Source organism: Roseospira goensis (genome assembly GCF_014197795.1).
GTDB lineage: Bacteria > Pseudomonadota > Alphaproteobacteria > Rhodospirillales > Rhodospirillaceae > Rhodospira > Rhodospira goensis.
In genome coordinates this window covers 1-13,538 of the sequence record NZ_JACIGI010000018.1, presented here as the reverse complement: position 1 = coordinate 13,538, position 13,538 = coordinate 1, and the positions used below count along the sequence as shown (strand labels likewise).

The following is a 13,538-nucleotide window of genomic DNA, read 5'->3' as shown; positions in this document are numbered from 1 at the left end:
CCCGCCCGGGCCAGGACACCCGGGCCAGGATACCCGGGGGGCGCGCCGGCGCGGCGTCCCTCCGGGGGGCCCGGGCACCGAGCATCGGCGCGCATGGAGACCTCGGGGCGCGGGCACAAAAGGATCGCGATCCCGGGTGATCCGCTCTAGCATGGCGGCCGGGCATGGGGGAGCATGGCGGCTGAAGGAGACGGAGCACCTTGAAACTGCCGGGCTTTTCGCGCGGGCGCGGGCGCCGCAGGTCCACCGATCCCCTCGGAGACCCCTTCGAGGGCCTGGATCTGGACAGCCTGGATGCGACCGATTCGCCAGCCGCCGACTCGCCGGCCGCCCACACGGGGCCGCCGCCCCGCGACGCCCGCCGCACCGGCGCGGCGAGCGCATCGCCCCCCCCGCCGGCCGCCGATGACGACTTCGAACTCGACCTGGACCTTGGGGAGTCCGAGACGGATCACGATCCGGACTCCGCCCGCGGCGTGGCGCGTCGGCTGCTGCGGACCCCGGACCCCGAGGACCTGGACGATGGGCGCGGCGGCCGCCGGCGCGGCCTTTGGGCCGCCGCGGCCGTGCTCGTCCTTGTCGCCGGCGTCGGGGCCGGCTTCTGGATTCTGGACAGCGGCCCGACGGGCGACGACCTGGACCCCGCACCCGATGAGCGCGCCGCCGCGACGACGGCCCCGGGCGACGTTCCGCGCCTGGAGACGCCCGACCGCGTCGTGATGGCCCTGCCCCCGCTCGACCGGTCCTCCGCGCCCGCGCGCGCGGAGGACGGGGCGGAGGACGGGAACGATACCGCCGTGATCGCCGACCCCACCGCCGCCACCGACCGCTCGACCAGCCGCCGGCCGTGGCTGGAGGGCGGCCCCGATGCGGGCCCGGCGGCCAGCGCCGACGGCATGGCCCCCGAACCGACCACCGAACCCACCGCTGAACCGGCTGTGGAAACCGCGCCGCCGCCCGCACCCGAGCGGACCGGTCCGACCGAGGAGTCCCCGGTCGCCGACGCCTCCGGCGTACCGCCGGCTGATGAACCGGAGACCGGCGGGACGCCGGCGCCGGAACCGGTCGCGCAGACAGAGCCGGCAGAGGCGACCGCAGACCCGGACCCGGCGCCCGCGAGCAACCCCTGGGCCGCCATGAGCGCGCGCGGCCGGGCCGCCGCCGAGGCCGGCGTGCGCGCCCGGGTCGACCTGGCCGCGCCCGACATCGCGCTGCCGGAGGTGCCCGGCCTGCTGCCGGTGCCCGCCGGGGTCGAGGGGGTGGTGGAGCCGGAGGCCCCCAACCGCCTGAGCGGCGCACCGTCCGTGCCGAGCTACAACCAGCTTCCGCAAGCGGCCGGGACACGCGCCAACCCGCTGCCCGAGGCGCCGCGACGCGGCCTGCTGGCGGACAGCCCGTATGGCCCCGTGCCGCGCATCGACAACGACGGCACGGCCCCCTGGCAGGCCTATGCCGCCCGCGACCCCGCCCCGCCAGACCGACCGCGTGTCGCCATCGTGGTGCACGGCCTGGGGATGATGCAGGACTCGCTCGAAGCGGCCATCACGCGGCTGCCGCCGGCGGTGACGCTGTCCTTCACCCCCTACGCCCGCAACCTCGCCGACAAGATGGCGGCGGCGCGTCAGGCGGGGCACGAGGTCATGCTCGATCTGCCCATGGAGAGCGACGGCTTCCCCGCCGAGGACCCGGGTCCGCTGGGTCTGCTGACCATGTTGCCGACGCTGGAGACCGTGGACCGCCTGCAACAGATCCTGGCGAAGGGTGGCGGCTATGTCGGTGTCCTGGCCGCCGACGGCGGCCGTTTCGCGGGTGCACCGGAGCAGATGGAGGTGGTGCTGGATACCCTGCGCCAGTCTGGCCTGTTGTACCTGCACCAGGGCAACCCCCGCGCGCTGATCGCCAACCGCCGCTCGCTCCCGGCGCTGCGCAACGTCGACGTCATCGTCGACCGCCGGGGCTTCGCCGAGAGCATCGACGCCCGGCTGTCCTACCTGACCCGCGTCGCCCAGGCGCGCGGCACCGCCGTTGGCCTGATGACGGCGAGTCCCCTCGGCTTCGCCCGCCTGAGGGCCTGGGCCGCCGACCTGGAGGCGGCCGGGGTGGCGCTGGCGCCGCTGTCGGCCGTGGTGGCGCGCGGCGGCGCGGCGCCGGGAACGGGCGGCGCGTCGCGCAGCGAGGCCGGCGAGGAGACCGGCCACAGTGGAGGATCCCCGAACCATGGCTGACGCCCGTGGCACCCGTGACCACGAGACCGCCCCCGACACCGAAACCGCCGCCGGGGCCGCCCTGCCCTACCGGCGCGGCGTCGGAGTCATGCTGACCAACCCGGCCGGTCGGGTGTTCGTGGCCCAGCGTATCGACGTCCAGGCCGAGGCCTGGCAGATGCCGCAAGGCGGGATCGACCCCGGCGAAGACCCGCTCGAAACCGCCTGGCGTGAGCTGGAGGAAGAGACCGGGGTGCCGCCCCACCTGACCGAGGTGATCGACGAGACCCCCGGATGGCTGCGCTACGACCTGCCCGCCGACCTGCGCGGGCGGCTGTGGCACGGGCGCTATCGCGGCCAGGAGCAGAAGTGGTTCCTGATGCGCTTCCTGGGGCGCGATGCGGACGTGAATCTGGAGACCGACCACCCGGAGTTTTCCGCCTGGCGCTGGGTGCCGCCGGAGCATCTGGTGGATCTCATCATTCCCTTCAAGCGCGGGCTCTACGCACAAGTGCTCGACGCCTTCACCCCCACCCTGCGGCGTCTGGCCGCCGCCGACGCCTGACCGGCACCGCCGTCAACCCGCCCCGGGCCGGCGACCGGCCGGCCGAGGCTTCGAGCGAACACCGCCCTGCCCGCCCTGCCACAGAGGACCCGGAACCATGTCCGCCCCGCCCGCCGCGCCCGCCGCCGATGTCCCCGCCGAATACCCCGTCGAGATCGCCCCGCCCGACCTGTCGCCCTATCGCGCCGGCAACACCGGCATTCCCTATGTCACCACCTTCGATTCAGGCCGGCCGGGACCCCACGTGATGCTGTCGGCGGTGGTGCACGGCAACGAGCTGTGCGGCGCCATCGCCCTGGACTGGCTGTTCCGCGAACGCGTTCGGCCCACCCGGGGCCGCCTCACTCTGGCCTTCGCCAACGTGGCGGCGTTCTCGCGGTTTGACCCCGCGGCCCCGTCCGCCTCGCGCTTCGTGGACGAGGACTTCAACCGGGTCTGGTCGCCGCAGGTGCTGGAGGGGCCGCGCGACAGCGTCGAACTGACCCGCGCCCGGGCCCTGCGTCCGGTGGTGGACGCGGTCGACCTGCTGCTGGACATCCACTCCATGCAGCACCCGACCCCGCCTCTCATGATGGCCGGTCCGCTGGAGAAGGGCCGCGCCCTGGCCCGGGCGGTGGGGGCCCCGCAGACGGTGGTGGCCGACGCCGGGCACGCCGCCGGCACGCGCCTGCGGGACTACGGGCCGTTCGGCGACCCGGGCGACGCCCGCAACGCCCTGCTGGTCGAGTGCGGACAGCATTGGGCGCAGAGCAGCGCGGACGTGGCCCGGGAGATCGCGATCCGCTTCCTGCATGCGGCCGAGGTCATCGACCCCGATGTGGCGCGGGCCCATCTGCCGGCCGACCCGCCGCCGCCGCAGCGCGTCATCGAGGTCACGGAGGCGATCACGATCCAGACCGACGCCTTCCGGTTCGCGCAGCCCTTCACCGGCCTGGAGGTGCTCCGTCAGGCCGGAACGCTGATCGGGCACGACGGCGACCAGCCGGTGGTCAGCCCCTTCGACGACTGCGTGCTCATCATGCCGTCGCGCCGGCTGACCCGGGGGCAGACCGCGGTCCGGCTCGGCCGCTTCGTGGACGATCCGGCGGCGGCGGCATGACCGCGCCCGGGCCGGCGTTGACCGCGTTCTACGAGCTGGCCTCGACCTACAGCTACCTGGCCGTCATGCGCCTGCAGGACGCGGCGGCCCGCGCCGGCGTGACCATCGCCTGGCGGCCGTTCCTGCTGGGGCCGATCTTCAAGGCCCAGGGCTGGGACACGTCGCCCTTCAACCTGTACCCGGCCAAGGGCCGCTACATGTGGCGCGACATGGCCCGGCGCTGCGCGGCGGCCGGGCTGCCGCTGGTGCCCCCGTCGCCATTCCCCGCCAACGGCCTGCTGGCGGCGCGGGCGATCACCGCGCTGGCGGACGACGGCGACCGGCCGCGGGCGACGCGGGCGCTGTTCCGGACCGCGTTCGGCACCGGCCGCGACATCGCCGATCCGGCGGTGGTGCGGGATGCCCTGGACGGCGCCGGGCTGGAGGGGGCGGCTCTGGTGGCACGGGCCGCCGATCCGGCGGTCAAGGCCGCGCTGCGCGCGGCCACCGACGCGGCCGTCGACGCCGGCGTGTTCGGCGCCCCCAGCTTCGTCACCGCCGACGGCGAGTTGTTCTGGGGCGACGACCGGCTGGAGGACGCCCTGGCCTGGGCGACCGAGGGTGCGCTGCCGGCGCGGTGACCGCGACCGCCGCGCAGGGCTCACGCCTGCCGCGTCTCGTCCGGCGCCGGCACGCCCAGCCCGGCCCACAGTTCGCGCCATTCGCGCGGGCTCAGGTCGCTGTCGGCCTGGCTGACGGCCTCGCCGGACAGCGCGCGGCGCACCGCCGCCACGCCGGCCCGCGACAGGTGCAGCCCGCCCATGCGGTAGTCCTGGAACGCCTCGTGGATCACCGGCACCCAGCGCGCCATCAGGTCCAGCAGCACCTCGGCGTAGACCCGGATCTCGTACTGGGCATGGCTGTCGGCGCGCAGCGACAGGAAGTGCATCAGGTTGTGAAGGTCAACCTTCCAGTACCATTGCGTATAGGTGTTCAGGGTCAGGTTCATGCGCGCCAGCTCACGCGCCAGCCCCTGGCGCGACGGGTCATCCTCGGCCAGCAGGTGCTCGTAGGTGTCGTAGCACCGCAGCGCGTCGCCGCGCAGCAGGTCGAGCGCCGCGGCCGCCTCGGCCCCCTCCAGCACCGCGCCGCGGCCCTGGCGGTTGGCGCTGGACTGCGCCGCCAGGTGCTCTGGCGCCGGGATGTAGAACTCCTTGTCCAGCACCGAATAGCGCGCCGAATACTCGTTCACGTTCGCCGTGCGGTGGCGGATCCACTGCCGGGCCACGAAGATCGGCAGCTTCACATGCACCTTGATCTCGCACATTTCGAACGGTGTGGTGTGGCGATGCCGCATGAGGTAGCGGATCAGGCCCCGGTCCTCGCGCACCTGGCGGGTGCCGCGGCCGTAGGACACGCGCGCCGCCTGCACCACCGCGCCGTCGTCGCCCATGTAGTCCACCACCCGCACGAAGCCGTGGTCGAGCACCGGAAACGGGACGTGGAGGATGTCCTCCATCGCCGCCACGGTGGCGCGGCGGGTGTCGGCGGTACGGGCGCGCAGGGCCTCGATCTCGGCCAGCATGGCGGGGTCGAGGCGGTTCGGATCGGGCAGCGTGGGGTCGGACATGGGTGCGGACTCGGATTGGAGGACCAGGGCCGGGCACATTAGCGGCCCGACCGGCCAAGGCCAAGCGCCCCGGTCCGATAGCGTCCGGTGCCCGGGTGACCCGGACGAGGGCCCGTGGTATGCCGGTTTCATGGCCGATCACGACTCCCTCTACCATCGCCTGTTCTCTCACCCGCTGATGGTCGAGCACCTGGTGCGCGACGCGATACCGGACGCCATGGCGGCGGGGGTCGAGTTCGCGCGCATGGACCGCGTTGTCGCGAAGTTCCACGACCGCACCGGTCAGCGCCGGGACGGCGACGTCATCTGGCGCCTGCCAACCCGGGAGGGGCCGGACATGTATCTCTACCTGCTGCTGGAGTTCCAGTCCCGGACCGACTGGTGGATGGCCGTGCGGGCCCAGGTGTACGAGGGCCTGCTGTGGCAGCACCTGATCGCGGACCAGGGCCTCAAGGCCGGCGATCCGTTGCCGCCGGTGCTGCTGGTCGTTCTCCACAACGGCCACGACCGATGGACGGCGCCGACCGGGACCGCGGACCTGATCGGACTGCCGGCGGCGTCACGGTTGTGGCCTTGGCAACCGCGGATCCGATATCATGTGTTGGATATGGGCCGGCTGCCGGGCGACGACCTGGCCCGGCGCGACACCCTGACCGCACTGCTGTTCCGACTGGAGCAGCGGCGGGACCCGTTTGAGTTGGCGGCCCTTGTTGACGAAGTGGTCGGCTGGTTCCGTCGCCATCCGGACGCCCAGGCGTTGCGGCGCCTGTTCTCGGAACTGGTGCGCCAAGCCGTCATCGGGCTGGAGCCGCCGCTCGCCGTTCCGGATGACTTGATGGAGATGAGGACCATGCTGGCGACGCTGAGCGAGGACTGGAAGCGCCAATGGCGCGCCGAGGGCAAGGCCGAGGGCAAGGCCGAAATCCTCATGCGCCTGGCTGAACGGCGATTCGGCGCCATCCCGGCGGATCGGCGCGCGCGTATCCTCGCAGCCGACGAAGCCACGCTGGACGCCTGGATCGATCACCTGCTCGACGCGCCCGATCTGGAGGCGGTGTTCGGTCCGTCTCACTGACGCCGATGGCCCCTGTCCGTCGCCGACGACGGCCGCACCCGGCCCATCAGCTTGAACGCCAGCGGCGCCAGCAGCACCACCAGCATGATGCGCACGATGTGGTGGGTCGAGACGAAGGCCACGTCGACCCCCAGGGCCAGCGAGATCAGGCTCATCTCGACCACGCCGCCGGGCGCGTAGGCCAGGATCAACTCGCGCGGCGGCAGATCGGTGACCAGCGACAGCCCGCCGGCAAACGCCAGCGTGATCGCCAGCAGCACGGCGGTGGAGCCGATGGCCCCCACGAACACCCGCGCCACCGCCCGCGCCGGCACGCCGGAGAAGCGCGCTCCGATCGCCGCGCCGATCACCACCTGCGCCGCCGCCACCAGCGGCACCGGCGGTGACGAGGCGGTCCATCCGAGGCCGTGCACCAGCGCGCTCAGCGCCATCGGCCCGACCATGAAACCGGCCGGAATACGCAGGATATGCGCCAGCCCCGCCCCCAGCACCGCGCAGCCCAGCAGCCAGGCCGCATCGACCAGGGTCAGCATCGCCGCCGATCCGCCGGCCGCCATCGCCGCCCCGCCGTCCGGCCGCTCGTAGCCGGCCAGGACCGCAAATCCCGTGGGGATGGTGAACACCACCAGAAGAATGCGGATGCCATGGTTGAGGGCGATGGTGCGGTCGTCGCCGCCCAATGCCCCGCCGAGAAGAATCATCTGGGTCAGGCCGCCCGGCGCGGCCGAGAAATAGGCGGTGACCGGATCATAGCGCGGCACCCAGCGGAAATAGACCATCACCGCGACGGTGCTCAGCAGGACATAACCGACAAGCCCCAGCAGGCTGGGCCACCACGCCATCATCTGGGCCACGATCCCGGGGTGGAAGGCGCTGCCCAGCATCACCCCCAGCACGCTGACCATGGTCAGGCGCAGCGGCGCCGGCACCCGCAGCGGCACACCGGCCACGGCCGTCGCGGTGGTCGCCGTGATCGCCCCCAGCATCCACGGCAGCGGCAGGCCCAGGGCCTGGAAGACGACGCCGCCGCCCACGCCCAGCCCCAGAGTCAGCCCCCACCGGCCCCAGGGCCGGCGCTTCGGCGCCCCGGGCGCCGCCGGCCGGGCGGTCATGGCGTGAACTGCTCGTTGAGGATCCGCTCTTCCAGGTTGTGCTCTGGATCGAACAGCATCAGAAGTCGGACGTCCCGGTTTTCCCGCACCTCGACGGAATCGACGTTGCGCACCTCGGTGTAGTCGGCGACCGCGCTGACCGGCCGCTTGTCGCTTTCCAGCACGTCGATGACCACCGTCGCGGTGCACGGCAGGATGGCCCCGCGCCAGCGCCGCGGCCGGAAGGCGCTGATCGGGGTCACCGCCATGACGTTGGACCCCATGGGCAGGATCGGCCCATGGGCCGACGCGTTGTAGGCCGTCGACCCGGCCGCCGTGCACACCAGCACGCCGTCGCAGATCATCTCCGGCAGGCGCACCCGGCCGTCGACGCTGATGCGCAGCTTGGCGGCCTGGCGGGTCTCGCGCAGCATCGAGACCTCGTTGATCGCCAGCGCGTCCTCGGTCACGCCGGTCACGGTGCGGGCAATCATGGACAGCGGGTGGACCTCGACCGGCTCGGCCGCACGCAGGCGCTCCATCAGGCCGTGGATCCGGAACTGGTTCATAAGGAACCCGATCGAGCCCTGGTTCATGCCGAAGATCGGCGTATCCCGCGCCATATAGTGGTGCAGGGTCTCCAGCATGAAGCCGTCGCCGCCCAGGGCGACGATGACATCGGCCTCCTCGGGCGGCACGTGGCCGTAGCGCTTGCGCAGGAGGTCGCCAGCGGCGCGCGCGGCGTCGGTGTCGGCGTTGACCACGCTGAGCGTCTGGAACTCCATGGAGCGGCCTCGGGCAAGCGGCGGGCAACAGGGGCGCGGGGATCGGCGCTCATGAAAGACGCCCGAGCCGCCGCTGTCCAGGGGGTGATGGCGACGCCGGCCGGGTCCGGGGCGAAGGGTCCGGGGGCCGACGCCGGAGCGTGGGCCCCAGAGACCGTGAGAGCGCCGCCCATGCGCTGCGCGTCGGCATGGTCCGGGGCTCTACAACGCCCGCCCCTGCATCAGGCGCGGCACCCCGCCGACGATGCCGACCGTGCCCATGGCGTGGCGCATGAACAGCTTTTTGATCGGTCCCAGGCGGTCCACCACCGCCAGCCCGGCGGTGCGGGCGAGCCGAAGCGGGCCAATATCGTTCGAGAACAGCCGCACGATACCGTCGGTGGCCGCCAGCATGATGGCGTTGTCGACGCTGCGCAGGCGCTCGTAGCGGCGCAGAATGTCCGCCGCGCCCAGATCGAGGCCCAGCCGTTGCGCCCGCACCAGCGCCTCGACCAGCACGGCCACGTCGCGCAGGCCGTAGTTCATGCCCTGCCCCGCCACCGGATGCATGCCGTGGGCGGCGTCCCCGACCAGGGCGAGGCGCTGGTCGGTGTAACGCTCGGCGACCTGGAGCGACAGCGGATAGGAGAAGCGTGGGCCGACGAAGCGGACGTCGCCAAAGTGATCGCCGAAGCGAGCCATGAACTCGGCCTTGAACCGGTCCTCGGGCAGCGCCATGAGGTCGGGGATCCAGTCCTTGCGCTCACTCCAGACGATGGACGAGCGGTTGCCCGTCAGCGGCAGGGTGGCGAACGGCCCGCCGGGCAGGAAATGCTCGATGGCGGTGCCGCCATGGGGCAGCTCGTGCTCCACCGTGAGCACGATGGCGCCCTGATCGTAGTCCCAGCCGTGGGTGCGAATGCCGGCGGCCGCGCGGGTCGGCGAGCGGCGCCCGTCCGCCGCCACCGCCAGCCGGGCGCGCACCGTGCGCCCGTCGGCCAGGGTCGCCGTCACCCCGGCCGGGCCGCGGTCGAGAGCGGTGACCTCCACCGGCGCCAGCAGGGTGGCATGGTCCAGCTCCGACAGCCGGTTCTGGATGGCGCGGCGCGTGATCTGGTTCTCCGCCATGTAGCCCATGGGCTCGTTGCCGGCCTCATGGCGGTGGTAATGCATGAACAAGGGGGCATCGGAATCGGCAATGCGGATGTCCTCGATCGGCTGGCACGCACTGCCCATGTGGCGCCAGATGCCGAGAGCCTCCAGCACCTTCTGGCAGCCCAGCGCGACCGCCGAGGCGCGGCCGTCGTAGGCGTTGTTCATCCAGTCGGCGGGGTCCTCGCGCTCCGCGATCAGCACCGAAATGCCGTGCTGCGCCAGGCCGCAGGCCAGGGTGCCGCCCACGAGTCCGCCGCCGATCACCAGAACGTCGGCGGTCAGCGTTGTATCCATCCCGCTGGCCCCGCCGGTGCTCGCCTTGCCTGCCATGCTGTCTCCTGTCCGGATCCGGTGTGCACGCGTCACTGCCCCGCGCGGCGACTCACGAGGGTGCGGGCGGGCAGGACGTGTTGGCGACCTCGGCCACCCACTCCAGCATCACCCGGCCGACCGCCTTGCGGGTGTTGGGAATGCGGGTGCCCATCGGCTCGAACCCGGCCACCGGCTCCCGCGTCAGACTGACGTAGTATACGTAGTCGAGATCGCCGGCGATCCCATGAAAAAACTCCAGGCGCGGATAGGGATCGCCGTCGGCGTGGTCGTCGGCCCCGAAGGTGAGCGCAAAGCCCTGGCTCTCCGGCGCCAGGATCGGGCGCACCAGCCGGGCACGGCGGCCGTTGTAGCAGACGGACCGGCGGCCCAGCTCGCGCTCCATCACCTCCGGCTCGACCCCGCGGGCATAGTAGTCCGAGAACAGATCGGCCACGACGCCGGTGCGCCCGGCCACCATGCCGCTCTCGTCGCCCGGCTCCAGGTTGCGGGCGAGAAGCTGGCCGCGGGCGTCCGGAACGGCCGTCTTCTTGTCCAGGGCCTCGACCCGCGTGATCGGCAGATCGCGGGCCGAGCCGGCCTCGTCCGTGGCGGTGTCCGGACTGAAGTCGACCAACAGCGCCACCGCCGCCCCCACGACCACGAGAACGACGACGGTGGCCAAGCAGCCCAGGGCCGCCTTGCCGCTGTCGTCGCCGTCATCCAAGATGAACGGGGTTTCGGCTGTTCGTCGTGTCATATTGTCCTCAAGGGTGGCGGCCGGCCGCCATGCTCGGGGCCGTTGGCGCGCCGGATCGGCCCCCGGTCGGTTGATCGGGCCGGATTGTCGCGCAACGCCGCGGTGGGAGCAAGACCGGCCCCGGCGCGCCATAATCCCGAAGCGAAATCCGGCCTTGCTCCCGCCATCGAACCCCGGTATCCTTCACACCGAAATAGAAGTGCGACTTCTAATATTTTGTAAATCATAAAATATGACGGTTTGGGCCATGGTCTGGGCAGGACGACGACAGGAGGGCGCGCGGGGATGACCAGAAGCGCGGCGGGTGTCCAGCGCACCCCGTTCCTGCCGCCGGCCGCGGCCCTCGGCCTGCTTCGGCTGAGCCGGCGCGCGCTCGGCGTCGTCGTGCTGACGGCGGTCGGCGGCGTCCTGGCCGCCCTGCTCACGCACGAGAGCACCGACCCGTCGTGGAACGTCGCCAGCGGCGACCTGGCCCGCAACATGGTCGGCACCCCCGGCGCGATCCTCGCCGATGCGGCCTGGCAGATCCTCGGCCTGGCGGCCCTGCTGCCGGTTGTCGGCGGCGGCGTTCTGAGCCTGCGCCTGATGACGGGCGACCCGGTCCCCGTGCGCGCCGGCCCGCCGCTGGCGCTGCTGCTGGCGGTGCCCCTGCTGGCGCTGGCGCTGACGACGCTGGCCCCGGCGGCGACCTGGCCCGCCCACGCCGGCCCGGGCGGCGTGCTGGGATCGGTCGCCCATGTCTGGAGCCTGCACGGCCTGGCCGGTGCGTCGCCGGCGGGCGCCTGGGACACCGTGCCCGGCGCCCTGGCCGGCGCCGCTGCCCTGTGGCTGACGGTGATCGGGCTCGGTCTGCGCTGGGCCCACGTCGTCGCGCTGCGCCAGGCCCTGGTGGCCGGCGTGCGACGCCTGGGGCAGGCCCGGCGCGGCACCCTGGCCGCCGCGCATGCGGTGGCGGCCCGCGCGGCCGCCCTGTCGCGGGAGCGGGACCGGCGCCCCGCCGACGCGGCGGCCCCGGTGGTGGTTGGCGCCACCCCATCCGGCCCCGTGGCCGCGGAGGCTTCCCCGGGCCGGCGTGCCCGGCGTGCCGTGGTCGAGGCCCCGGCCCGCCCCGCGGCCGCCCAGGCCGAGCACGACGCTGTGCGTACCCGCCAGGGCAGCCTGTTCGGCGAGGCCGCGGAGGGGGAGCCGGGCGCCCTTCTGCCGCCCCTGGATCTTCTGGCGCCGCCGCGCACCACCGACGCTCAGCGGCGCATCAACGAAGAGGCCCTGGCCAACAACGCCCGCCTGCTGGAGGGCGTGCTCGGCGACTTCGGCATCAAGGGCGAGATCGTGCGGGTTCGCCCGGGCCCGGTGGTCACGCTGTACGAACTGGAACCGGCCCCCGGCATCAAGACCGCCCGCATCATCGGTCTGGCCGACGACATCGCCCGCGCCATGAGCGCGGTGTCGGTGCGCATCGCCGTCATCCCCGGCAAGAGCGTGATCGGCATCGAACTGCCCAACGCCCGGCGCCAGGGCGTGAACCTGCGCGAACTGCTGGCCGCCGAGGCCTTCGCCGGCGGCGACCTGGCGCTGACCCTGGCGCTCGGCCGCGACATCGGCGGCGGACCGGTGTTCGTGGACCTGGCCCGCATGCCCCACCTTCTGATCGCCGGCACCACCGGGTCCGGCAAGTCGGTGGCGGTCAACGCCATGATCCTGTCGCTGCTGTACCGGCTGCCGCCGGAGCGCTGCCGCCTGATCCTGATCGACCCCAAGATGCTGGAGTTGTCGGTCTACGACGACATCCCGCACCTGCTGACCCCGGTGGTGACCGACCCCGGCAAGGCGGTCGTCGCGCTCAAGTGGGCGGTCAAGGAGATGGAGACCCGCTACCGCGCCATGAGCCAGATGGGCGTGCGCAACATCAATGGCTTCAACCATAAGGTACAGAAGGCCCTGGCCGACGGCGGCAAGGTGACCCGCACGGTGCAGACCGGGTTCGACCCCGACACCGGCGAGCCGGTCTACGAGCAGCAGGAGATGGACCTGCAACCGCTGCCGCACATCGTGATCGTCGTGGACGAGATGGCCGACCTGATGCTGGTGGCCGGCAAGGAGGTGGAAGCGGCGATCCAGCGCCTGGCCCAGATGGCGCGCGCCGCCGGTCTGCACCTGATCATGGCGACGCAACGGCCGTCCGTGGACGTCATCACCGGCACCATCAAGGCCAACTTCCCGACCCGGGTCAGCTTCCAGGTCACCAGCAAGATCGACAGCCGCACGGTGCTGGGCGAACAGGGCGCCGAGCAACTCCTGGGACAGGGCGACATGCTCTACATGGCCGCCGGCGGGCGCATCACGCGCGTGCACGGGCCGTTCGTCTCCGACGAGGAGGTGGAGCGCATCTGCGACCACCTGCGGGCGTTGGGCGCGCCCAGCTACGTGGACTCGGTCACCGTGGACGAGGACGAGGACACCGCCGGCGCCGGCGCCGGCGCCGGCGGGGCGTCCGAAGCGGCCGACCCGCTGTTCGACCGGGCCGTTGATCTGGTGGCGCGCGAGCGCAAGGCCTCAACCAGTTTCGTGCAGCGGCACTTGCAGATTGGCTACAACCGCGCCGCCCGCATCATCGAGCGCATGGAGAAGGACGGCATGGTCAGCCGCGCCAACCATGTCGGCAAGCGCGAGGTGCTGCTGCCCGAGGCGGCCGAATAGCCGCCGCATAGCCGACGTGCCCTTGGTGTCCCGTTCCGGTCGGCGGTGTCGCCAAGACCGCCCGCCGGAGCCTCCTGCCCGCCGGTCCCGCCTTGCCTCCCGGGACCGGCGGCTTTTTTTTGGTTCATCACGGAATTCCGGGGAAGGCGGCGCGGATCTTGAGAAAGAAGTAGGCGTCATCCCGGAAACCGTAGGCCATCCGCTTGATGA

At 72.5% G+C, this 13,538-nt stretch carries 11 protein-coding genes; 6 read left to right on the top strand and 5 right to left on the bottom strand.

Features of this window, described 5'->3' with window-relative positions:
• The first annotated feature begins 200 nt into the window (after positions 1–200).
• The 4 genes from GGD88_RS11380 to GGD88_RS11365 all read left to right on the top strand — a co-directional run bounded on the left by GGD88_RS11380 (position 201) and on the right by GGD88_RS11365 (position 4,488).
• Complete coding sequence (locus GGD88_RS11380) at positions 201–2,225, top strand: divergent polysaccharide deacetylase family protein (protein WP_184435522.1); 2,025 nt, start codon at positions 201–203, stop codon at positions 2,223–2,225.
• A complete protein-coding gene (locus GGD88_RS11375; RefSeq protein ID WP_184435520.1) occupies positions 2,218–2,769 on the top strand; it encodes an RNA pyrophosphohydrolase in 552 nt (183 codons plus the stop codon). Before GGD88_RS11380 ends, GGD88_RS11375 begins: the two co-directional genes overlap by 8 nt.
• A gap of 97 nt (positions 2,770–2,866) precedes the next feature.
• On the top strand, positions 2,867–3,868 hold the full coding sequence (locus GGD88_RS11370) for a M14 family metallopeptidase (RefSeq protein WP_184435518.1): 1,002 nt from the start codon (positions 2,867–2,869) through the stop codon (positions 3,866–3,868).
• Positions 3,865–4,488 carry a 2-hydroxychromene-2-carboxylate isomerase gene (locus GGD88_RS11365; RefSeq protein WP_184435516.1) on the top strand — a complete coding sequence of 208 codons (624 nt, stop codon included), beginning with the start codon at positions 3,865–3,867 and terminating at the stop codon, positions 4,486–4,488. The genes GGD88_RS11370 and GGD88_RS11365 overlap by 4 nt, the downstream gene beginning before the upstream one ends.
• A gap of 20 nt (positions 4,489–4,508) precedes the next feature.
• On the opposite strand, the gene thyX is transcribed toward GGD88_RS11365, so the two are convergent.
• Positions 4,509–5,477: an FAD-dependent thymidylate synthase gene (gene thyX / locus GGD88_RS11360; protein ID WP_425502591.1), complete on the bottom strand. Its 969-nt coding sequence runs from the start codon at positions 5,475–5,477 to the stop codon at positions 4,509–4,511.
• A 130-nt stretch (positions 5,478–5,607) separates the two neighbouring features.
• Here thyX and GGD88_RS11355 point away from each other — a divergent pair, with 130 nt between their 5' ends.
• Positions 5,608–6,552 (top strand): Rpn family recombination-promoting nuclease/putative transposase, encoded by a 945-nt coding sequence (locus GGD88_RS11355; RefSeq protein ID WP_184435514.1) that lies wholly within the window; start codon positions 5,608–5,610, stop codon positions 6,550–6,552.
• Here GGD88_RS11355 and GGD88_RS11350 read toward each other — a convergent pair.
• The 4 genes from GGD88_RS11350 to GGD88_RS11335 all read right to left on the bottom strand — a co-directional run bounded on the left by GGD88_RS11350 (position 6,546) and on the right by GGD88_RS11335 (position 10,631).
• A complete protein-coding gene (locus GGD88_RS11350) occupies positions 6,546–7,664 on the bottom strand; it encodes an AbrB family transcriptional regulator (protein ID WP_184435512.1) in 1,119 nt (372 codons plus the stop codon). The genes GGD88_RS11355 and GGD88_RS11350 overlap by 7 nt on opposite strands.
• Positions 7,661–8,428: an NAD kinase gene (locus tag GGD88_RS11345; protein WP_184435510.1), complete on the bottom strand. Its 768-nt coding sequence runs from the start codon at positions 8,426–8,428 to the stop codon at positions 7,661–7,663. The genes GGD88_RS11350 and GGD88_RS11345 overlap by 4 nt, the downstream gene beginning before the upstream one ends.
• A 201-nt stretch (positions 8,429–8,629) precedes the next feature.
• A complete protein-coding gene (locus GGD88_RS11340; RefSeq protein ID WP_246423712.1) occupies positions 8,630–9,892 on the bottom strand; it encodes a UbiH/UbiF/VisC/COQ6 family ubiquinone biosynthesis hydroxylase in 1,263 nt (420 codons plus the stop codon).
• Between the two features lie 52 nt (positions 9,893–9,944).
• Positions 9,945–10,631, bottom strand: coding sequence for a hypothetical protein (locus tag GGD88_RS11335; RefSeq protein WP_184435508.1), 687 nt, complete (start codon positions 10,629–10,631; stop codon positions 9,945–9,947).
• 285 nt (positions 10,632–10,916) lie between these two features.
• Here GGD88_RS11335 and GGD88_RS11330 point away from each other — a divergent pair, with 285 nt between their 5' ends.
• Positions 10,917–13,328 carry an FtsK/SpoIIIE family DNA translocase gene (locus GGD88_RS11330; protein WP_184435506.1) on the top strand — a complete coding sequence of 804 codons (2,412 nt, stop codon included), beginning with the start codon at positions 10,917–10,919 and terminating at the stop codon, positions 13,326–13,328.
• Positions 13,329–13,538: the final 210 nt, after the last annotated feature.